Origin of the sequence: Streptomyces sp. NPDC000229, assembly GCF_040300825.1 — a bacterium.
Lineage (GTDB): Bacteria > Actinomycetota > Actinomycetes > Streptomycetales > Streptomycetaceae > Streptomyces.
This window is the reverse complement of sequence record NZ_JBEPEL010000001.1, coordinates 180,091-201,546: the sequence shown is the minus strand read 5'-3', so window position 1 is coordinate 201,546 and position 21,456 is coordinate 180,091. Positions and strand designations below refer to the sequence as shown.

The following is a 21,456-nucleotide window of genomic DNA, read 5'->3' as shown; positions in this document are numbered from 1 at the left end:
GCCCGCGGGTCTCCCGCTGTCCTGCTACGGCGCGCTGCGCTGGCCCGGGAAGGCCGCCCGGCCGCCGCTGAAGGCTTCCGCGTGCGGCTTGCCGTGCTCCGGCGGGGCCGCGGCGGTCGCCGTCGGGCCGGACGCGGTGGACGCCGCGGCCGCCCGTCGCGCCGCCGACGACATCTGTGAGGGCACCATGGGCTCCACGACGCCCGACGACGGTCCCGATGGTCCGGCCGGCTCACCCTGCGGGCGCCTGGCCCGGTAGGCGGCCCGGTACGCGGCGGGCGAGGAGCCCAGCTGCCGGCGGAAGTGCCCGCGCAGCGCGACGGGCGAGCGGAAGCCGCAGCGTCCCGCCACCTCGTCGACCGAGTAGTCGGACGTCTCCAGCAGCCGCTGGGCCTGGAGCACCCGCTGCGTGATCAGCCACTGGAGCGGGGCCGACCCGGTGAGTGAGCGGAAACGCCGGTCGAACGTCCGCCTGCTCATGTACGCGCGGGCCGCGAGGGTCTCCACGTCGAACTGCTCGTGCAGGTGTTCCAGCGCCCACGCCACCACCTCGGCGAGCGGGTCGGCGCCGATCTCCTCCGGCAGCGACCGGTCGAGATACCGCTCCTGTCCGCCACTGCGCCGGGGCGGCACGACGAGCCGGCGGGCGAGTGCCCCGGCCGCCTCCGTCCCGTGGTCGGTGCGCACGATGTGCAGACAGAGATCGATCCCGGCCGCCGTTCCGGCGGAGGTGAGTACGTCGCCGTCGTCGACGAACAGCTCCCGCGGGTCCACATGGACCGACGGGTAACGCTTGGCGAGCGTCGGCGCGTACATCCAGTGCGTGGTGGCGGGCCGCCCGTCCAGTAAACCGGCGGCGGCGAGCACGAACGCGCCGGTGCACAGGCCGACGATGCGGGCGCCCTCCTCGTGCGCACGGCGCAGTGCGTCGAGCGCCTCGGCCGGTGGCGGCGAGGTGATCGACCGCCAGGCCGGTACGACGACGGTGCCGGCCCGGCTGATGGCCTCCAGCCCGTACGGCGCGGTCAGTTCGAGCCCGCCGGTGGTCCGCAGCGGTCCGTCCTCGCCCGCGCAGACGAGCAGCCTGTAGCGCGGAACCCCGGCGTCCTGGCGGTCAATCCCGAACACCGAGAGTGGGATGGAACTCTCGAAGATGGGGCCGCCGCTGAAGAGCAGCACTGCGACGACCTCGCGGCGGCGCCGTCCGGACAGTTTGCGTCCGGTCTCCGGTGCGGCGGAGTCCTGGCTCATGACGCTAAGCCCCCCTCGGTGTTCGCGTCTCCTAGGTCCTGTCGCTCCTGCACGTTTCCCCTCGGTTTTGCACGAGTCCCCAGTCTTCGATAGTCATGATCGAATCTACTGCGTCCCGTGGCGCCGGAGTGACAAGTTCCGCATCCGGCGCTATGTCGACAAGGCAACTTGGCGCGAAGCATTCGATCACGAAGCGTTCCACTCGGGAGCCGCGCAGGGAAGGCCGCCTCACACGCATGGCCCATCCGCGTAGGGTGCGAGCGGCCGCCGCGGTCCTTTCTCGCCTGGTGACAAGGGGGTTGGCAGGCCATTCTGGCAAGGAATGGCCGTGAGCCCGAAGTTGGCTGAAAACCTACGGGCGCGGATGTGCGAACGGGTCAGTCCCCGGGCGCACACCCCACCCCGTGCCGACCGCCGCGGTGCGCTCCTGTGCCGGACCGGGAGTGCCGGCCGCGGTGCGGGAGGGTCCGCCGCCGTGCCTCCTCGGCCACCCGCTCGGAGCGGCGCAGGAGCACCCGGCAGGCGGCGGTCACGGCGGCCAGCGCGAGAGCGGTTCCGGCCGCACCGCCGAAGGACGTGCCGTACACCAGCAGCACCACGGGGACCAGGGCGCAGCTGAAGGTTGCCCAGCGGACCACGTCACTCGCCGACTCGGACGCGGACGACGGGGCTGAGGCGGACGGGTGTGCGGGCACGGGGGCTCCCTGATGGCTGCGGGGCGCGGGCTGCGGGCTGCGGTATGACCGGTCGGACCGAGTGGCCAACGACAACCGGCCGCCCCGGTCACTGCCCCGCGCCCCCGGATGGGCGCGGCGTCGGGCGGCGGGGGCCTGGCGAGAAACCGCCCAGTCGGCATGGTTGTGTGCGAGGGGCAGGAGACCGGAGGAAGGTACCGGCCGGTCGGCATGGTCGCGCGTGTCCGTCACGGAGAGTAACGCCGGGGCGGCGGACCGGGCGTACGCCTCCGGGCGGCCCCGGGTGCGCCTCGTTCCGTCGGTCCGGTGACCACTGCCCGCGCGACGGCGGCGGGGACGGCCGGCGCGGGCCCGAGGGCGAGCGGGGGCGGAGCGGGCGGCCGCGGTGGGGGCCGGGGTGGTTTCGGAGGGGGTTCGTGCAGGTGGACGCGGGGTGGGCCCGGCGAGTGCGGGGCGAGGGCGGTGGGACGGAGGACGGCTGTAGTGGGCATCCGGCATTGCCATACGGGGCGGGCTCGTGCATGCTCCCTGGAACGCCGTGTGACCGCCGCGGCAGGGTGGCGGGCACTGGGCAGCGGAGGAGTGCCGCCGTACCCTTGGGGGTATGGGGTCGGGAAGATGATTCCCGGACAGAGCTCCGTCGCCAACCGTTGGTCCCCTGTTCCTTCCCAAGAGGACGTTCTTCGTCGAGACACCGATGGCCGGTCACGAATTCCCCGAACCCGCGGACCGCAGGCAGGTCGCCGACTCCCCGGTCGACCCCCTCGCGGCGGATGAGACACGCCACTCCTGCGATCCCGCTTTCCAGCACGGGGTGGTCGTCGGCTTCGACGGCTCGACCTCCAGCGAGCGAGCGCTCGCGTACGCCATCGGCATGGCCCGGCGGTCCGGCTCGGGCCTGATCATCGTGCATGTGGCGAACCGCCTCCCCACCACCGTCTGGGCCGGCTGCGAGCCGCCCGTCTTCGTCGACGTGCCCGACCACCGCACCGAGGTGCTGGGGCTGGAGCTGGCCTGCGCGGACTACCTGTCCGAGGTGCCGTGGATCCTGGTCGAGCGCGGCGGCGACATCTGCCACGAGCTGGAGGAGGTCGGCCGCGAGTATTCGGCCGACGCCATCGTCGTCGGCTCGACGCACGGCATCGTCGGCCGGATCTTCGGTTCGGTCGCCGGACGGCTGGCGCGGCGCGCGCAGCGGCCGGTCGTGGTCATCCCGTAGCCCTGCCGTTATCCGCCGGTGATACGGCGTCAATTTCCCTGCCCGTAGGCGAAATTCAGCCGCTCCGCGAGGTGGGTTGTGCGCTTGTGAAGGGTATATCCAGGTGGCTGGGAAGCAGCACAACTGCACATGAGCATGAAGGGAGCCCGCCGTGGACAACGACGTCTCTGCGGGGAGCACCACCTCTACTCTCGGCCACCTTGCACTCGGTCTGACGCTGCTGGCGTTCGGCATCGGCAGCACCGGTGTGATCGACAATGTCGCGGCCTCCGACGCCGCCGCTCTCGCGACGTGGGTCGGCGGGGTCGCCCTCTTCGTCGCCGGTCTCTTCGAACTCCGCGCGGGCGACGGCCGCACCGGCACCGCGTTCGCCGGCCTCGGCGCCTTCTGGTTCGCCTGGGGCACGGGCGCGGGCGGCGGGGTGTCCGAGGAGGCCGGCGGGCTGTTCATGCTGCTGTGGGCGATGCTGGCGCTCAGCCTGACGGCCGCCGCCTCCGGCAGCGGGCTGCTCGGGCAGGGCGTGTACGGGCTGCTGACCCTCTCCCTGCTGCTCTCCGGCATCGGCGCCTTCGCGGACGCCTCGGCGCTCGGGCAGATCGGCGGCTGGGCCGCCGCACTCGCGGGCCTCGGTGCCTGGTACGGCGCCACCGCGTCTCTCGCCAAGTGGCCGACGCTCTCGGGGCGCGCCGCGGGCCGGGGTGTGACGGCCACCGGCTGAGCGGCCACTGAGGCCGGTGCAAGGGCGGCACCGGCCGTACGAAAAGGGCGACCCCCGGCGCGTTGGTGGCACGCGCCGGGGGTCGCTGTTTCTTGCGGCTGAACCGCCGCCGCTCTCGCGGACGTGGTTACTCGCCGTGAGGGTTGCTCAATTGTCGCTGCGGCCGTCAGGGGCGGGATTTACTCCACAGTGACGGACTTGGCCAGGTTGCGCGGCTTGTCGATGTCCCGGCCCAGGGCCAGGGCCGTGTGGTAGGCGAGGAGCTGGAGCGGGATGCCCATGAGGATCGGGTCCAGCTCGTCCTCGTTCTTCGGGACGAGGATCGTGTGGTCGGCCTTCTCCTGCTCCTGGTGCGCGACCGCGAGGATCCTGCCGCTGCGGGCCTTGATCTCCTCCATCGCGGCTCGGTTCTTCTCCAGCAGGGAGTCGTTCGGGACGATGGCGACGGTCGGCATGGCGGGCTCGATGAGCGCCAGCGGGCCGTGCTTGAGCTCGGAGGCCGGGTACGCCTCGGCGTGGATGTAGGAGATCTCCTTGAGCTTCAGGGAGGCCTCCAGCGCGACCGGGTAGCCCCGGACACGGCCGATGAACATCATCGACTTGGCGTCGGCGTACTCGGCGGCGAGCTTCTTGATGTCCTCCTCGCTTTCGAGGATCTCCTGGATCTGGCCGGGCAGCTTGCGCAGGCCCTCGATGATCCGCTTGCCGTCGGCGACGGACAGGTCGCGGATGCGGCCCAGGTGCAGGGCGAGCAGCGCGAAGGCGACGACGGTGTTGGTGAAGCACTTGGTGGAGACGACACAGACCTCCGGGCCGGCGTGGACGTACACGCCGCCGTCGGCCTCGCGGGCGATCGCGGAGCCCACCACGTTGACGACGCCCAGGACGCGGGCGCCCTTGCGCTTCAGCTCCTGGACGGCGGCCAGTACGTCGTAGGTCTCACCGGACTGCGAGACGGCGATGTACAGGGTGTCGGGGTCCACGACCGGGTTGCGGTAGCGGAACTCGGAGGCCGGCTCGGAGTCGGCCGGGATGCGGGCCAGGCCCTCGATCAGCGAGGCGCCGATCATGCCGGCGTGGTACGAGGTGCCGCAGCCGAGGATCTTCACGCGGCGGATGCCCCGGGCCTCACGGGCGTCCAGGTTCAGGCCGCCCAGGTGGACGGTGGAGAACTTCTCGTCGATGCGCCCGCGCAGGACGCGGTCCACCGCGTCGGCCTGCTCCGAGATCTCCTTGTGCATGTACGTGTCGTGGCCGCCCATGTCGTACGAGGCGGCCTCCCACTCCACGGTCTCGGGGGTGGCGGTGGTCAGCGTGCCCGAGGTGGTGTACGTACGGAACTCGTCGGCCTTCAGGGTGGCCATCTCGCCGTCGTCGAGGGTGACGATCTGGCGGGTGTGGGCGATCAGCGCGGCGATGTCGGAGGCGACGAGCATCTCCTTCTCGCCGATGCCGAGGACGACCGGGGAGCCGTTGCGGGCGACGACGATGCGGTCGTTGAAGTCGGCGTGCATGACGGCGATGCCGTACGTGCCCTCGACGACCTTGAGCGCCTCGCGGACCTTCTCCTCCAGGGTCTCGGCCTGGGAGCGGGCGATCAGGTGGGTGAGGACCTCGGTGTCGGTCTCGGAGGCGAAGACCACGCCGTCGGCCTCGAGCTTGGCGCGCAGCTCGGGGGCGTTGTCGACGATGCCGTTGTGGACGACCGCGACCTTGTTCTCGGGGTCCATGTGCGGGTGCGAGTTCACGTCGCTCGGGGCGCCGTGCGTGGCCCAGCGGGTGTGGGCGATGCCGGTGGTGCCGGTGAAGCGCTTGGGGACGCGGGCTTCCAGGTCGCGGACCCGGCCCTTGGCCTTGACCATCTTCAGGCCGGTGGACTTGGGGCTGGTGATCACCATGCCCGCCGAGTCGTACCCCCGGTACTCCAGCCGCGCCAGGCCCTCCAGCAGCAGCGGAGCCACGTCACGCTTCCCGATGTAACCGACGATTCCGCACATAAAGTGTTGCCCCTCCGAATGATTGCGGGTGTGTGCTCAGCCCTGGAGGCTCAGCCGTAGACGATGCGGCGCAGCTGCCGGAGCGAGAGCTCCGGTGGCGCCACGGCGCGGTGCGGCAGTTCGGCCGCGATCCGCTCGAAGATCGTGGCGTTCACCTCGCCGCCGGACTGCAGCTCGCGGTGGCGGCGGCGGACGAACTCCTCCGTCGTCTCGTCGAAGTACGCCAGCACGTCGAGCACCACCCGGGCGGCCTCACCGCGCTGGAGCGCGGTGCTGCGGACCAGGTGGTCGATGAGGTCGTCGTGCGACGGGCGGTGTTCGAGCACTCGTAGATATTGAAGGACGGGCAGGGCGATGGCAACAATCCTGCCCGAGATCGGGCAGGGGTGGATCCGTTTTGCTTAGAGTTGCCTGAGAATCGCCTGTTTCGCGATGCTGAACTCGTCGTCGGTGAGGATCCCCGTCCGGTACAGCTCGCCCAGCTCCCTCAGCCGTCGCAGCAGGACGTCGTGGTCGGCGGGGCCCGCCGCCTCCGCCACCGGGGCGGCGTCCGCCGCGGGGGCGTTCGGGTGCGGCAGCCGGGCCACCACGGCCGCGCCGACCAGTGCCATCAGCGGGTCCTTGCGGAAGCCGAACAGCTCCACGGCGTGGGGGTCGTACTCGGGAGGATTCTGGCATCGCGGGGCGAAGATGCGGTGATCGACTGGCCCGGGAATGGTCTACACCTTGACCGGCCCTGCGACGCGCGGTACGCATGGTGACCGTTCGGTTGCACAGCCCACAGTTGCGACGCCCCTCGAAGGGACCGGCTTGTGAGACAGCGCAGAACGTTCGCCCGCCTCCGCCTCCTCGGTTCGCTGCTGCTCGTCGTGGCGGCCGGGGTCGCCGGGACCGGGGCCGCTCCCGGCTCGGCCGCCGCGGCGCCCGCCGTACGGCCGCTCGGCGACATCGTGCCCGTACCGGCCTCCGTACGCCCCGGCGGCAGTCCGTACACGCTGACCGCCCGCACCCGGATCCATGTGGACGACGACTCGCGCGAGGCCCGCCGCATCGGGGCGTACCTCGCGTCGGTGCTGCGTCCGTCCACCGGCTACCCGCTGCCCGTCACCGACGACGACGGGCGGGGCGGCATCCGGCTGCGGCTGAGCGCCCACGAGGCGGCGCTCGGCGACGAGGGCTACCGGATGGAGTCCGGGAGCCGGGGCGTCACCATCACCGCCCGCGAGCCGGCCGGGCTCTTCCACGGCGTCCAGACGCTCCGCCAGCAGCTCCCCGCCTCCATTGAGAAGGACACCCGGCAGCCGGGCCCCTGGAAGGTCGCCGGCGGCACGATCACCGACACACCCCGCTACGGCTACCGGGGCGCGATGCTCGACGTCTCCCGGCACTTCTTCACCGTCGAGCAGGTCAAGCGCTACATCGACCAGATGGCGCTCTACAAGATCAACAAGCTGCATCTCCACCTGAGCGACGACCAGGGCTGGCGCATCGCCATCGACTCCTGGCCCCGCCTGGCCGCCCACGGCGGCTCCACCCAGGTCGGCGGCGGGCCCGGCGGGTACTACACCAAGGCCCAGTACCGGGACATCGTCGCGTACGCCGCCTCCCGCCACCTGGAGGTCGTGCCCGAGATCGACATGCCCGGCCACACCAACGCCGCCCTCGCCTCGTACGCCGAGCTCAACTGCGACGGTGTCGCCCCGCCCCTCTACACCGGCACCGAGGTCGGCTTCAGCAGCCTGTGCGTGGCGAAGGACATCACCTACGACTTCGTCGACGACGTCGTCCGCGAGGTGGCCGCGCTCACCCCCGGCCGGTACCTCCACATCGGCGGCGACGAGGCGCACTCCACCAGCCACGAGGACTACGTCGCCTTCATGGACCGGGCGCAGGCGACCGTGGCGAAGTACGGCAAGACGGTCGTCGGATGGCACCAGCTCACCGGCGCGAACCCGGCGGAGGGCGCCCTCGCGCAGTACTGGGGCCTGGACCGCACCAGCGACGCCGAGAAGGCGCGGGTGGCGGACGCCGCGCGGAACGGCACCGGGCTGATCCTGTCGCCCGCCGACCGGCTCTACCTCGACATGAAGTACACCAAGGACACACCGCTGGGGCTGTCGTGGGCCGGGTACGTCGAGGTCCAGCGGTCGTACGACTGGGACCCCGGCGCCTACCTGCCGGGCGTGCCGGCGAGCGCCGTCAAGGGCGTCGAGGCGCCGCTGTGGAGCGAGACCGTCTCGACGAGCGCGCACATCGACCGAATGGCGTTCCCGAGGCTGATCGGCGCGGCGGAGCTGGGGTGGTCCCCGGCCGCCACGCACGACTGGGAGACGTACAAGCAGCGGCTCGCGGGCCAGGGGCCGCGCCTGGAGGCGCTGGGCGTCGACTTCTACCGGTCTCCGCAGGTGCCGTGGCGGACCGCGTAGGAAAAACCGGGGCGCTGAACGGAGGACCGTACTCCGTTCAGCGCCCCGGCCGGCTGGTGGTTACGCGAACCGCGCGATCGGGTTCGGCAGCGTGCCGACGAACTGGAGCGCGCCGGACGGGTCCGCCAGGTCCACCATCTGCTTGTTGTTGCGCAGCTGGAGGCGGTTGAGGCACGACAGCGTGAACTCGTCGGCGAACATGTCGTACTGCGCGAACTTGTCCGCCAGCTCCGGCTTCGACTCCTGGTACGCCTTCACGCACTCGGCGACCGTCCGCCAGAAGTCGTCCTCGTCCACCACGCCCTCGGCGGCGAGCGTCGCGCCCAGGAAGCGGAAGAAGCAGTCGAAGACGTCCGTGAAGACGGACAGCAGTTTGGTGTCCTCGGGCACGTCGACCCGGATCCGCTCGACCGCGGGCGGGAGCACCGCGTCGGGGTCCATCACCACGATCTCCTCGGCGATGTCCTTGAAGATCGCCCGCTGGACCGTGCCGCCCTCGATCACCAGGATCACGTTCTCGCCGTGCGGCATCCACGCGAGGTCGTAGGCGTAGAAGGTGTGCAGGATCGGCAGGAGGTACGCGTCCAGGTAGCGGCGCAGCCACTCGGTGGGCGCGAGCCCCGACTCGGCGATCAGCGCGCCCGCGAACGACGCGCCCTCGTGGTCGGTGTGCAGCAGCGACGCCATGGTGGCGAGGCGCTGGCCGTTCTCGACGGTCGGCACCGGGCTCTCGCGCCACAGCGCGGCGAGCATCTTGCGGTACGGGGAGTACCGGTCGGTCGCGGCCTCGTACTCCAGGTGCCGGTAGCCGACCGCCGCCCGCTCACGGATGATCGAGAAGCGGGCCGCCTTGAGGACGTCGTCGCCGTCGATCAGGTGGGCGAGCCAGTCGTTGATGGCCGGGGTGGCCTCCATGTAGGCGGCGGACAGGCCGCGCATGAAGCCCATGTTGAGGACCGAGATGGCCGTCTTGACGTAGTGCTTGGCCGGGTCGCTCGTGTTGAAGAACGTACGGATCGACTGCTGCGCCAGGTAGCGGTCGTCGCCCTCGCCGAGGAAGACCAGGCGCTGCTGGGCGATCTCGGCGGCGAAGGTGACGGACAGCTTGTTCCACCACTGCCAGGGATGGACCGGCATGAGCAGGTAGTCCGCGAAGTCCAGCCCCTGGTCGGCGAGCGTCTTGGCGAAGCCGTCGACGGTGTCGTCGCCGAGCTCGGCGCGGATGAACGTCTCGTAGTCGATGCCCGCGCCGGCCGTGAAGGTGGTGCGGTCGCGGCGGGCGGCCAGCCAGATCAGCTGGATGGGGTTCGCCGCCTCCGGCGCGTACGCGTGGTACTCGTCGATGCCGAAGCCGAGCCGCCCGTTGTTGGCGACGAAGCAGGGGTGGCCCTCGGTCATGCCGGTCTCGACGGCCTGGAAGTCGGCCCTGGCCAGCTCGGCGGCGGGTACGTGCGGCTTGGCCGACTTGTACGCCGTGCCCGAGAGCGTGGAGGAGATCTCCTCCAGGTAGACCGGGAGGATCTCGTCGCTCAGGCCGAGGGAGCCGCGCAGCTCGATGATGAAGCGCAGCGCGTCCAGCGGGAGCTCCTCGCCGCCCTGGTGGCGGCTGATGGAGTCGGCGTCGACCTGCCAGTGGTCGAGGGCGTACCGGTCGGCGGTGAAGCGGTACTCGGTCGTGCCGTCGTCGCTGAGGACCCGGTAGGAGTCGTCGCCGAGGGGCTCGGGCGTCAGCAGCCGCTCGTGGGTGAACTCGGCGAGGCCCTTGCGGATCAGGAGGCGGTTGGCGTGCGCCCAGCGTTCGGGGGTGAGGTGCGCGACGGGGTTCATCGGGCGGCCCCCACGGCGGCGCGGAACTGTTCCCGGGTGCAGAAGCTCAGGTAGGCGTCCTTCTCCGGCTTGGCTATCTTCTCGGCTATCTCGAAGCCGACGGCCTCGTTCAGCGCGTGGACGGCCTTGTTGCGTACGTCGGGTTCGACGACGACCCGCTCGGTCGCGGGGTCGCGGAACAGCTCCTCCATCACGGCGGTGATGACGGCACGGGTGAAGCCGTGGACGGGCGTGTCGGTGGGGGCGACCAGGAAGTGCATGCCGACGTCGCCGGGCCGGGCCTCGTACAGTCCGACCAGCTCGACCTTGGAGGGGTCGTACCGCTCCATGAGGAAGGCGGGCTCGCCGTCGCGCAGGCCGATGAAGGCGTCGTGGTGCTCGTTGGCCGCGATGGCCATGTACTCGCGCTCGACGTCCGCGACGGTGTGGTTCTGCATCATCCAGAACGCGGCCTTCGGGTGGGTGACCCAGCCGTGGACCAGCTCGCCGTCGGTGAGGGGGTCGAGGGGGCGGAAGGTGAACGTCCCGAGGGACAGGGTGGTGCTCATACGGCGAACTCCTGGAACGCGATGGACTTCTCGACCGGGTAGTACTCGGAGCCCAGCAGTTCGCCGATGATGTACGCGTTGCGGTAGGCGCCCATGCCCAGGTCGGGGCTGGTGATCGAGTGGGTGTGCACACCGGCGTTCTGCAGGAAGATGCCGCGGCCGGTGGTGTCGATGGAGTAGTTGCGGGCGACGTCGTAGCGGCCCTGGCCGTCCCAGCGGATGCGGTCCTTGACCGGCTCCAGGAAGGCGGGCGTGACGTACTTGTAGCCGGTGGCGAGGATCAGGCCCTCGGTCTGGATCTCGAAGTCCTTGCCCTGCTCCTCCTGGCGGAGGCCGAGCGTGTACGTGCCGTTGTCGTACGTCGCGCTGTTGAGCGACGCGTTGGTGAGCAGCCGCGTGGGGACCGGGCCGCCGAGGTTCTTCTGGTACAGCAGGTCGAAGATCGCGTCGATCAGCTCGCCGTCGATGCCCTTGAACAGGCCCTTCTGCTGCGTCTCCAGGCGGTAGCGGGTGGCCTCGGGGAGGGCGTGGAAGTAGTCCACGTACTCGGGGGAGGTCATCTCCAGGGTGAGCTTGGTGTACTCCAGCGGGAAGAAGCGCGGGGAGCGGGTGACCCAGTTCAGGTGGTAGCCGTGGACGTCGATCTCGCTCAGCAGGTCGTAGTAGATCTCGGCGGCGCTCTGGCCGCTGCCCACGAGGGTGATCGACTTCTTCTTCTGGAGCGCTTCCTTGCTCGGAAGGTAGCGCGAGTTGTGGATGAAGTCGCCGTCCAGACCCTGGCACGCGTCCGGGATGTACGGCGGGGTGCCGGTGCCCAGGACGAGGTGACGGGCGCGGAACGTCTCGCCGGCGGTGGTGAGGACCGCGTACAGCTTCTCTTCGGCGTCGTACTCGACCTTCTCGACCGTGGTGGAGAAGCGGATGCTGCTCAGCTTGGACGCGGCCCAGCGGCAGTAGTCGTTGTACTCGGTCCGCAGCGGGTAGAAGTTCTCACGGATGTAGAACGAGTACAGCCGACCGTTCTCCTTGAGGTACTGGAGGAAGGAGTACGGCGAGGTCGGGTCGGCGAGGGTGACGAGGTCCGACATGAACGGCGTCTGGAGGTGGGCGCCTTCGAGGAACATCCCGGAGTGCCACTCGAAGTTGGGCTTCGATTCGAGAAAGACGCCGTTGAGCTCGTCGATCGGCTCGGTCAGGCAGGCGAGGCCGAGGTTGAACGGACCCAGTCCGATACCGACGAAATCGTGGATGTCACGAGGCGTGGACAAGGTTCTCTCCAAGGTACTGCTCGGCGTGGCCGGCGATCAGGTCGAGGACGGCGGTGATGTCGTGCACGGTCGTCTCGGGGTTGAGCAGGGTGAACTTGAGGTACTGGCGGCCGTCGACCTTCGTACCGGCGACGACGGCCTCGCCCGAGGCGAACAGCGCCTTGCGGGCGTGGAGGTTGGCGCGGTCGATCTCGGCGGGCGAGGTGACGGCGGCCGGGATGTAGCGGAAGACGAGGGTGGACAGGGACGGCTCGACGACGACGTCGTAGCGCGGGTCGGCGGCGAGCACGTCCCAGCCGGCCGCGGCCAGGTCGCAGACCTCGTCGAAGAGCTGCCCGACACCGTCGGCGCCCATGACGCGCAGGGTCATCCACAGCTTGAGCGCGTCGAAGCGGCGGGTGGTCTGGAGCGACTTGTCGACCTGGTTGGGGATGCGCTCTTCGAGCGTACGGCGCGGGTTGAGGTACTCCGCGTGGTACGTGGCGTGGCGCAGCGTCGCCCCGTCCCTGACCAGCACGGCGGACGAACTGACCGGCTGGAAGAACGACTTGTGGTAGTCGACCGTGACCGAGTCGGCGCGCTCGATGCCGTCGAGGAGGTGGCGGCGGGTGGGCGAGGCGAGCAGGCCGCAGCCGTAGGCCGCGTCGACGTGCATCCAGGCGCCGTACTGGTCGGCCAGCTCGGCGATCTCGGGCAGCGGGTCGATGGAGCCGAAGTCGGTGGTGCCGGCGGTCGCGACGATCGCCATGGGCGTCAGGCCCTGGGCGGCGCACAGCTCCAGCTCGGCGGCGAGGGCCACGGACTGCATGCGCTTGTCGCGGTCGGTGGGGATCGCGACGACGGCCCGGGGGGAGAGGCCGAGGAGTTTGGCGGACTTCTGGACGCTGAAGTGGCTGCACTCGGAGGTGAAGATGCGCAGCTTCGCCAGGTCGTCCGACTTGGCCTCCTCGCGGGCCAGCAGCAGCGCCTGGAGGTTGGACTGCGTACCGCCGCTCGTGAACACGCCGTCGGCGGCGGGGCCGAGGCCGATGCGGCCGGTGGTCCAGTCGATCAGCTTGCGCTCGATGAGGGTGGCGCCGGCGCTCTGGTCCCAGGTGTCGAGGGAGGAGTTGACGGCCGAGAGGACCGCCTCGCCGAGCACGGCCGGGATGACCACCGGACAGTTGAGGTGGCCCAGGTAGCGGGGGTGGTGGAAGTAGACGGCGTCGCGGAGGTAGACCTGCTCCAGCTCGTCGAGAGCGGCGGAGGCGTCGCCGAGCGGCTTGTCGAGGTCGACGCCCGAGATGAGCGGAGCCAGTTCGTCGGGGGTGACGCCGGTGAACGGCTGCCGGGTGGAGGCGAGCCGGTTCGCCACCCGCTCGACTCCTTCGGTGACGGAACGCCGGTACTGCTCGGCGGTTGCGTCATTGAGCAGGTGCGAGCGCATGCAAGGTCCTCCCCGTACGGGACTTGATCGGCCCTCAGGGACAGGAGGGGCTGAGGAGCCGGGTGGAAGTAAGGTTAGCCTAACCTAATTTGAACGGGAAACCGAGTCGGGGGTCTCACCGGGCCCTGCGATCCCGCCCGTTACGGGCGGCGCGCCACCGCGCCGGCGTCCTGGGTGGGTGCCGGGCCGGGTCCCCGCGAAAGGGGGGAAGGGGCCCGGCGGCAGGACGGCCCGCGCCCCGGGGCGGGCGCCCCGGGGCGTTGACCGCGCGCGGTCGATGAGCCGGGCTAGGACTCGTCCTCGGTGGCGTCCGGCGCCTCGCGCAGGGCGTCCTCGCTCAGGCCCTTGCGCCAGTAGCCGACGAACGTCACGCGACGGCGGTCGATCCCGCGCTCGTTGACCAGGTGGCGGCGCAGCGCCTTGACCGAACCGGACTCGCCGGCGATCCAGGCGTACGGAGCCGTGCCGGACAGTTCGGCGGCGCGTACGGCGTCGACGGCGGCGGGCGCGCCCTCCTCCCGGACCAGCCAGGTGACGGTCGCGTCCGCCTCGGTCCTCAGCTCCAGCCGGTCGGCGGCGTACGGCACTTCGAGCCACACCTGCGCCCTGGTTCCGGCCGGCAGCCACTCCAGGATCGACGAGGCGGCGGGCAGCGCGGTCTCGTCGCCCCAGATCAGCACCTCGTCCGCGTCCGTCGGCAACCGGAAGCGCACACCGGTGTTGTCGGCGACCGTCGGGCCGAGGACGACCACCCGGTCTCCCTCCGAGGCCTGCGCGGCCCAGCGGCAGGCCGGACCGCCGTCGTCGTGGAGGGCGAAGTCGATGTCGACCTCGGTCGTTCCGTCTCCGGTCCGGCGCTGCTCGCGCACCGTGTACGAGCGCATCACCGCCCGCACGTCGTCGGGCATGGCCCGCCACGCGCCGAGCGCGCCGTACAGATCCCCGTCGACCACCGGCGGCATGACCGGCTCGGGCTGACCGGGGTGGGGCAGGAAGAGCGACAGGCTCTGGTCGCGGCCCCCGGCGGCGAAACCTTTCAGTTCGGCGTCGGACGCCCCGGTGAAGGTGACGCGGACCAGCGACGGACCGAGCCGTCGCGTCCGCAGCACCTTCAGGGAGAAGAAACCGAACATGCGGCTCAGGCCACCTTCTTGGCGTTCTCGATCGCCGTGGCGAGGTCCTCCAGGAGGACGGCGCACTTGTCGTACGAGTAGATCGGCTCGGTGAAGCGCGGGACGACCTGACCGGCCTTCACGGCGGGCAGCTGGGCCCACGTCGGCTTGGACTTCAGGTCCCCGGGCTGGATGGCCTGGCTGCGGTTGTCCATCATGATGATGTCGGCGGGGTACTTGTCGAGGTTCTCCCAGCTGAGCTCCTCGAAGTAGCCCTGGGCGTTCACCTTCGGCTTCACGAACTTCACGCCCAGCTCCTCGAAGTACGCGGTGTCCGCGGACATCTTGGCGAGCGAGACGTAGAACAGCTCCGCGCTCGCCGAACCGATCATGACGCGGATCTCCGGCCGCGACTTGGCGGCGGCGCGCAGCTTGGCGGCGGCCTTCTCGAAGCGGGCCTTCGCGTCGACGGTCTTCTTGTCCTTCAGGTCCGCGCCCAGCGACTCGGCCAGCTCGGCGTGGCGCGCCAGGGCCTTCGGCATCGTGGTGTTGGCGGCCCACAGGGCGACCGTCGGCGCCAGCTTGACGATCTTGTCGTGGGACTGCGGCGGCAGGTACCACAGGACGTCCTTGTCCCACATCGCCGAGACCAGCAGCTCGGGTTCGAGCTTCAGGTACTCCTCGATGTTGAAGGTGCCCCAGACGTTGCCGAGGTTCTTCACCTTGGTGACGTCGAGGTCACCGGCCTGGATGTCCGGCTTGTCCTTGCCGGTCTTGGGGTCCTTGACGGTCGTGGGGCCGAAAACACCCTTGACCTCAATGCCGTAGTCGTGCAGCGCGGCGGCGGTACCGATGAAGGCGACGATGTTCTTCGGCGGGGACTTCAGCTCGACCTTCTTGCCGCGGTCGTCCGTGAACTTCCACGGGCCGGACTTCTCGCCGGCCGGCGACGAGCCCTTGTCGTCTTTGCCTCCGCCGCACGCGACGAGCGCGGCGCCGAGCCCGAGGGCGCCGCCCGCGGCGAGCAGGCCGCGACGGGTGAGGTGGGTGGCTCGGGCGTTGCTGGGCATGGCGAGTCGCTTTCGTACGGCCGTATTCGGCCACTGGGCAAGTTCGAAGGTAGGTTAGCCTAACCTCACGCATTGTCCAGAGGGTGCCCCCGTGTGCGATGGGACACGACGCGCCGGGGGTCGGACGCCGAAGGACCGCCGCCGATGGACGGCGGCGGCCGCGGCAAGTGCCGCCTCCTCAGGCGGAAAGACCCAACTCCCGTGCGATCAGCATGCGCTGGACCTCGCTCGTGCCCTCACCGATCTCCAGGATCTTGGAGTCCCGCCACATCCGGGCCACCGGGTATTCGTTCATGAAGCCGTAGCCGCCGTGGATCTGGGTGGCCTCGCGGGCGTTGTCGACGGCGACCGTCGACGAGTACAGCTTCGCCAGCGCCGCCTCCTTCTTGAACGGCTCACCGCTCACCAGCCGGGACGCCGCGTCACGCCAGCCGATCCGGGCCATGTGCGCCCGCATCTCCATGTCGGCGATCTTGAACTGGATGGCCTGGTTGTCGCCGATGGGCCGTCCGAAGGCGTGCCGCTCCTTGGCGTACTTCACCGACTCGTCCACGCACCCCTGCGCCAGCCCCGTCGCGAGCGCCGAGATGGCGATCCGGCCCTCGTCGAGGATGCGGAGGAACTGGGCGTACCCGCGCCCCTCCTCGCCCAGCAGGTTCGACACCGGGACCCGGACGTCGGAGAAGGACAGCTCACGGGTGTCCGAGGCGTTCCAGCCGACCTTCGAGTAGGGGGCCGCGACCGTGAAGCCGGGGGTGCCGGACGGGACGATGATCGAGGAGATCAGCGGCTTGCCCTCGGGCGTGCGGCCGGTGACGGCGGTGACGGTGACCAGGCCCGTGATGTCCGTACCCGAGTTGGTGATGAAGCACTTGGAGCCGTTGATGACCCACTCGTCGCCGTCGCGGACGGCGGTGGTGCGGGTGCCGCCCGCGTCCGAGCCCGCGCCCGGCTCCGTCAGTCCGAACGCGCCCAGGATCTCACCGCTGCACATGCGCGGCAGCCACTGCCGCTTCTGCTCCTCGGTGCCGAAGCGGTAGACCGGCATCGCGCCGAGCGAGACACCCGCCTCCAGGGTGATGGCCACCGACGAGTCCACCCGGGCCAGCTCCTCCAGCGCGATGCCGAGGGCGAGGTAGTCGCCGCCCATGCCGCCGTACTCCTCCGGGAAGGGGAGGCCGAACAGGCCCATCTGCCCCATCTCGCGGACGATCTCGTACGGGAACTCGTGGCGCTCGTAGAAGTCACCGATCTTCGGGGCGACGACCTCGTGGGCGAACTCCTCCACGGTGCGGCGCAGTTCCTCGTGCTCCGGGGAGAGCCGGTGGTCCAGGGACATGACTCAGGACTCCTTGTGGGAGGCCGCGCCGCCGAGGGCGCGGACGGTGCGGGACGGGCTGGGACGGCCCAGTTGTCCGGCCAGCCACACGCTCGTGGCGGTGAGCCGGCCGAGGTCGACCCCGGTCTCGATGCCGAGGCCGTGGAGCATCCACACGAGGTCTTCGGTGGCGAGGTTCCCGGTGGCGGACTTGGCGTACGGGCAGCCGCCGAGGCCGCCGGCGGAGGCGTCGACGGTGGTGACGCCGTGCTGGAGGGCGGCGAGGGTGTTGGCGAGCGCCTGGCCGTAGGTGTCGTGGAAGTGCACGGCCAGCGCGTCCGTCGGGATCCCCGCCTCGTTCAGGGCGGTGAGGAGCCGGGTGACGTGGCCGGGGGTGGCCACGCCGATGGTGTCGCCGAGGCTCAGCTCGTCGCAGCCCATGTCCTTCAGGCGCCGGCAGACGGCGACGACCTGGTCGACCGGGACGGGCCCTTCCCAGGGGTCGCCGAAGCACATGGAGAGATAGCCGCGCACGGTCAGGCCGTGCTCGATGGCGCGGGTGACGACCGGGGCGAACATGGCGAGCGCCTCGTCGACGGTGCGGTTCAGGTTGGCCTTGGCGAACGACTCGGTGGCGCTGGCGAACACGGCCACCTCGCGCGCCCCGAGCGCCAGCGCCCGGTCGAGTCCCCGCTCGTTCGGCACGAGGACCGGAAGCCTGACCGGAACGTCCCGCACCATCGGGAACAGCTGTTCCGCGTCGGCGAGTTGGGGCACCCACGTGGGGTGCACGAAGCTGGTCGCCTCGATCGTGGTCAGCCCCGCGTCCGCCAGGCGCCGGATGAACTCGGCCTTCACCTCGGTCGGGACGACACCCTTCTCGTTCTGCAGGCCGTCGCGCGCACCGACCTCGTGGATCCGCACACGCGTGGGCAGACCGTCCACGGGCACGGTCATGGGGAGTCCGGTGATCATGATTCCTCCCTCGGAACGACCACGGCCAGCACCTGGTCCATGGCGACGGTGGTGCCGGGCGTGACGTCCAGCTCGGCGACGGTGCCGTCGTGCGGGGCGGAGATGACGTGCTCCATCTTCATGGCCTCGACGACGACCAGCCCCTGCCCGGCCGTCACCTCGTCCCCCACGGCCACCTTCACGACGGTGACCGTCCCGGGCATGGGCGCGGTGAGCGAATCGGCCCCGGCGTGCGCACTCCGGCCGAGCGACGCCTCCACGGGGTCGTGGTCCAGGACGTTCCAGCTGTCCCCGTCCCGGCCGAGCCACGTCCCGGCGCGGTGGAAGGTGTGGGTGAGACCGTCCACGGTGACCGTGACCCGGTCGTCCGTCACGCGCGCGTGACCCCGGGTCCGGTGTGCGACGGGTTCGAGTCCCGGTACGCGCAGCCAGTGCGTGACCGGTACGGGCTCACCGCCGAGCCGCCAGCCGCTGGGCACCGAGAACGGGTCCGTCCAGCCGCTCGCGTCCGGCCGGGGACGCAGCCGGTCCTCCCGTACCGCCGCGGCGGCCTCGTACACCTCCTCCGGCACGCCCTCGGGGACCAGGCCGTCCACGTCCCGCTCCACCAATCCGGTGTCCAGGTCGCCCGAGACGACGTCCGGGTGCGCGAGGAGACGCCGCAGGAAACCGGCGTTCGTCGGGACGCCCAGCGTGACCGTGTCGGCGAGGGCCGCCCGGAGCTTGCGCAGCGCCGTCGGGCGGTCGGGCCCGTGGACGATGACCTTCGCCAGCATGGGGTCGTACAGGCTGGAGACCTCGGTGCCCTCACTCAGGCCCGAGTCGGTCCGAACCCCCTCGCCCCGCGGCTCGTTCAGCGCCAGCACCGTGCCGCCCGAGGGCAGGAACCCGCGCGAGGGGTCCTCCGCGCAGATACGGGCCTCGATGGAATGCCCGGTCAGGGAGATGTCGTCCTGGGTGAACCCGAGCGGCTCCCCGGCGGCCACCCGCAACTGCCACTCCACCAGGTCCACGCCCGTGATCAGCTCGGTGACCGGGTGCTCGACCTGGAGCCGGGTGTTCATCTCCATGAAGTAGTAGGCGGAAGGGTCACCGCCCGGGACGATGAACTCCACCGTCCCCGCGCCCCGGTAGCCGCACGAGCGGGCCGCCTGGACGGCCGCCTCGCCCATCGCCGCGCGGGTCTTCTCGTCCAGCAGGACGGACGGCGCCTCTTCGATGATCTTCTGGTGGCGGCGCTGGAGGGAGCACTCGCGCTCGCCGAGGTGGACGACATTGCCGTGACCGTCCGCCAGTACCTGGATCTCGATGTGCCGGGGCCGGTCGATCCACCGCTCGACCAGGAGCGTGTCGTCACCGAACGACGCCCGCGCCTCGCGCCGCGCCGCCGCGATCTCGTCCAGCAGGGCCGACTCGACCCGGGTGAGGCGCATGCCCTTGCCGCCGCCGCCCGCCGAGGGCTTCAGCAGCACCGGCATACCGATCTCCCGGGCGGCCGCCGCCAGTTCGTCGTCGCTGAGGCCGCTGCCCGAGGAGCCGGGCACCACCGGCACGCCGGCGGCCTTCACGGTCTCCTTGGCGCGGATCTTGTCGCCCATCAGGGCGATCGCGGACGCCGGTGGCCCGATGAAGACCAGCCCGGCGTCCTCGCACGCCTTGGCGAAGGCGGCATTCTCCGCGAGGAAGCCGTACCCAGGGTGGACCGCCTCGGCGCCGGTCCGCTGCGCCGCCTCCAGGAGCCGGTCCACCCGCAGATAGCTCTCGGCGGCGGCCGGCGGCCCGATCCGTACCGCCGTGTCCGCCTCCCGTACGTGGCGGGCGTCGGCGTCCGCGTCGCTGAAGACGGCGACCGAGCGGATGCCGAGGGCCCGCAGCGTACGGATGACGCGGACCGCGATCTCGCCCCGGTTGGCGACAAGAACAGTCGTGAACATCAGTCCCTCACATCCGGAAGACGCCGAAGCCGGGCTCACCCAGCGGGGCGTTGGCACACGCGGTCAGGGCCAGACCCAGCACCTGGCGGGTCTCCAGCGGGTCGATCACGCCGTCGTCCCAGAGCCGGGCCGTTGCGTAGTAGGCGTTCCCCTGCTGCTCGTACTGGGCGCGGATCGGGTCCTTGAACGCCTCCTCGTCCCCGGCGGACCAGGACTCCCCGCGCGCCTCGATCTGGTCGCGCTTGACGGTGGCGAGGACGGAGGCGGCCTGCTCGCCGCCCATGACGGAGATCTTGGCGTTGGGCCACATCCACAGGAAGCGCGGCGAGTACGCCCGGCCGCACATCGAGTAGTTGCCCGCGCCGTACGAACCGCCGACGACGACCGTCAGCTTCGGTACGCGCGTGCAGGCGACGGCGGTGACCATCTTGGCACCGTGCTTGGCGATGCCGCCCGCCTCGTAGTCCCGGCCGACCATGAAGCCGGAGATGTTCTGGAGGAACAGCAGCGGGATGCCGCGCTGGTCGCACAGCTCGATGAAGTGGGCGCCCTTCTGGGCGGATTCGGCGAACAGGATGCCGTTGTTGGCGACGATCCCCACCGGGTGGCCGTGGATCCGGGCGAAGCCGGTCACCAGGGTCTGGCCGAACTCGGACTTGAACTCCTGGAACCGCGAGCCGTCCACGATCCGCGCGATGATCTCCCGCGCGTCGTAGGGCGTGCGCGAGTCGACGGGCACCGCGCCGTACAGCCCCGCCGGGTCGACCTTGGGCTCCTCGGCGGGCTCCACGGACCAGGGCAGCGGCCCACGCGCGGGGAGCGTCGAGACGATGTTCCGGACGATACGGAGGGCGTGCGCGTCGTCCTCGGCGAGGTGGTCGGTGACGCCGGACGTACGGGAGTGGACCTCGCCGCCGCCGAGCTCCTCGGCGGTGACGACCTCCCCGGTCGCCGCCTTCACCAGCGGCGGGCCGCCCAGGAAGATCGTGCCCTGGTTCCGTACGATCACGGCCTCGTCACTCATCGCCGGGACGTACGCCCCGCCGGCCGTGCACGAGCCGAGGACGGCGGCGATCTGCGGGATGCCGGCACCCGACATACGGGCCTGGTTGTAGAAGATCCGCCCGAAGTGCTCCCGGTCGGGGAACACCTCGTCCTGCTTGGGCAGGAAGGCACCGCCCGAGTCCACCAGGTAGACACAGGGGAGCCGGTTCTCCAGGGCCACCTCCTGGGCGCGGAGGTGCTTCTTGACCGTCATCGGGTAGTACGTGCCGCCCTTGACCGTCGCGTCGTTCGCGACGACGACGACCTCACGGCCGCTGACCCTGCCGATGCCGGCGATCACCCCGGCCGCCGGGGCCGCGTCGTCGTACATCCCGTTCGCCGCCAACGGCGCCAGCTCCAGGAACGGCGAACCGGCATCGAGCAGGGTGTCCACACGGTCGCGCGGCAGCAGCTTGCCGCGCGCGGTGTGCCGGGCCCGGGCCTTCTCACCGCCCCCCAGCCGGGCGGCGGCCAGCCGGGCGCGCAGCCCGTCGGCCAGCTCGTGGTGCGCCGCCTCATTGGCCTGCCAGGCGGCGGAAGCCGGGTCTGCCGTGCTGGTCAGCACGGGCGCCTGCTGCATCATGCCCCCAGTTAATGACCGTTAACGTATTTCCATCAGGTTAACGAC

General features: G+C 70.7%; 17 protein-coding genes and 1 pseudogene. 3 read left to right on the top strand and 15 right to left on the bottom strand.

The features are described from left to right. Positions 1–24: 24 nt before the first annotated feature. Positions 25–1,251, bottom strand: a complete 1,227-nt coding sequence (locus ABT360_RS00835; protein WP_351808608.1) for a helix-turn-helix domain-containing protein — start codon at positions 1,249–1,251, stop codon at positions 25–27. Positions 1,252–1,628: 377 nt separating this feature from the next. After that, entirely contained in the window at positions 1,629–1,946 is a 318-nt protein-coding gene (locus tag ABT360_RS00830) for a hypothetical protein (RefSeq protein ID WP_351808605.1), read from the bottom strand. A 697-nt stretch (positions 1,947–2,643) separates the two neighbouring features. On the opposite strand from ABT360_RS00830, the gene ABT360_RS00825 reads away from it, so the two are divergent. Further along, positions 2,644–3,165, top strand: coding sequence for a universal stress protein (locus ABT360_RS00825; RefSeq protein ID WP_351808602.1), 522 nt, complete (start codon positions 2,644–2,646; stop codon positions 3,163–3,165). Positions 3,166–3,316: 151 nt separating this feature from the next. Beyond that, positions 3,317–3,883, top strand: coding sequence for a GPR1/FUN34/YaaH family transporter (locus tag ABT360_RS00820; RefSeq protein ID WP_351808599.1), 567 nt, complete (start codon positions 3,317–3,319; stop codon positions 3,881–3,883). A gap of 179 nt (positions 3,884–4,062) precedes the next feature. Here ABT360_RS00820 and glmS read toward each other — a convergent pair whose 3' ends face one another. The 3 genes and pseudogenes from glmS to ABT360_RS00805 all read right to left on the bottom strand — a co-directional run. After that, complete coding sequence (gene glmS / locus ABT360_RS00815; protein ID WP_351808596.1) at positions 4,063–5,880, bottom strand: glutamine--fructose-6-phosphate transaminase (isomerizing); 1,818 nt, start codon at positions 5,878–5,880, stop codon at positions 4,063–4,065. 50 nt (positions 5,881–5,930) lie between these two features. Beyond that, the gene (locus ABT360_RS00810; RefSeq protein ID WP_064069380.1) at positions 5,931–6,206 is read right to left on the bottom strand and encodes a hypothetical protein; all 276 of its coding nucleotides are present in this window, start codon (positions 6,204–6,206) and stop codon (positions 5,931–5,933) included. A 75-nt stretch (positions 6,207–6,281) separates the two neighbouring features. After that, a pseudogene (locus ABT360_RS00805) lies at positions 6,282–6,548 on the bottom strand (SHOCT domain-containing protein); the annotation flags it as partial. A 144-nt stretch (positions 6,549–6,692) separates the two neighbouring features. Here ABT360_RS00805 and ABT360_RS00800 point away from each other — a divergent pair. After that, on the top strand, positions 6,693–8,306 hold the full coding sequence (locus ABT360_RS00800; RefSeq protein ID WP_351808592.1) for a beta-N-acetylhexosaminidase: 1,614 nt from the start codon (positions 6,693–6,695) through the stop codon (positions 8,304–8,306). Positions 8,307–8,366: 60 nt separating this feature from the next. Here the strand turns inward: ABT360_RS00800 and ABT360_RS00795 are convergent, their stop codons facing one another. The 10 genes from ABT360_RS00795 to ABT360_RS00750 form a co-directional block, all read right to left on the bottom strand. Continuing rightward, complete coding sequence (locus ABT360_RS00795; RefSeq protein ID WP_351808589.1) at positions 8,367–10,133, bottom strand: IucA/IucC family protein; 1,767 nt, start codon at positions 10,131–10,133, stop codon at positions 8,367–8,369. Beyond that, positions 10,130–10,681, bottom strand: a complete 552-nt coding sequence (locus tag ABT360_RS00790) for a GNAT family N-acetyltransferase (RefSeq protein WP_351808585.1) — start codon at positions 10,679–10,681, stop codon at positions 10,130–10,132. The genes ABT360_RS00795 and ABT360_RS00790 overlap by 4 nt, the downstream gene beginning before the upstream one ends. Next, complete coding sequence (locus ABT360_RS00785; protein ID WP_351808582.1) at positions 10,678–11,949, bottom strand: lysine N(6)-hydroxylase/L-ornithine N(5)-oxygenase family protein; 1,272 nt, start codon at positions 11,947–11,949, stop codon at positions 10,678–10,680. Before ABT360_RS00785 ends, ABT360_RS00790 begins: the two co-directional genes overlap by 4 nt. Further along, entirely contained in the window at positions 11,933–13,375 is a 1,443-nt protein-coding gene (locus ABT360_RS00780; protein ID WP_351808579.1) for a pyridoxal phosphate-dependent decarboxylase family protein, read from the bottom strand. Before ABT360_RS00780 ends, ABT360_RS00785 begins: the two co-directional genes overlap by 17 nt. A gap of 287 nt (positions 13,376–13,662) precedes the next feature. Then, complete coding sequence (locus ABT360_RS00775; RefSeq protein ID WP_351808576.1) at positions 13,663–14,508, bottom strand: siderophore-interacting protein; 846 nt, start codon at positions 14,506–14,508, stop codon at positions 13,663–13,665. Between the two features lie 5 nt (positions 14,509–14,513). After that, positions 14,514–15,557 carry an ABC transporter substrate-binding protein gene (locus tag ABT360_RS00770; protein WP_351808573.1) on the bottom strand — a complete coding sequence of 348 codons (1,044 nt, stop codon included), beginning with the start codon at positions 15,555–15,557 and terminating at the stop codon, positions 14,514–14,516. Between the two features lie 178 nt (positions 15,558–15,735). Next, positions 15,736–16,896, bottom strand: a complete 1,161-nt coding sequence (locus tag ABT360_RS00765) for an acyl-CoA dehydrogenase family protein (protein ID WP_351808570.1) — start codon at positions 16,894–16,896, stop codon at positions 15,736–15,738. 3 nt (positions 16,897–16,899) lie between these two features. Further along, entirely contained in the window at positions 16,900–17,850 is a 951-nt protein-coding gene (locus ABT360_RS00760) for a hydroxymethylglutaryl-CoA lyase (protein WP_351808567.1), read from the bottom strand. Then, positions 17,847–19,784, bottom strand: a complete 1,938-nt coding sequence (locus ABT360_RS00755; protein ID WP_351808564.1) for an acetyl/propionyl/methylcrotonyl-CoA carboxylase subunit alpha — start codon at positions 19,782–19,784, stop codon at positions 17,847–17,849. Before ABT360_RS00755 ends, ABT360_RS00760 begins: the two co-directional genes overlap by 4 nt. Positions 19,785–19,791: 7 nt before the next feature. After that, entirely contained in the window at positions 19,792–21,408 is a 1,617-nt protein-coding gene (locus tag ABT360_RS00750) for a carboxyl transferase domain-containing protein (RefSeq protein WP_351808962.1), read from the bottom strand. Between the last annotated feature and the right edge of the window lie 48 nt (positions 21,409–21,456).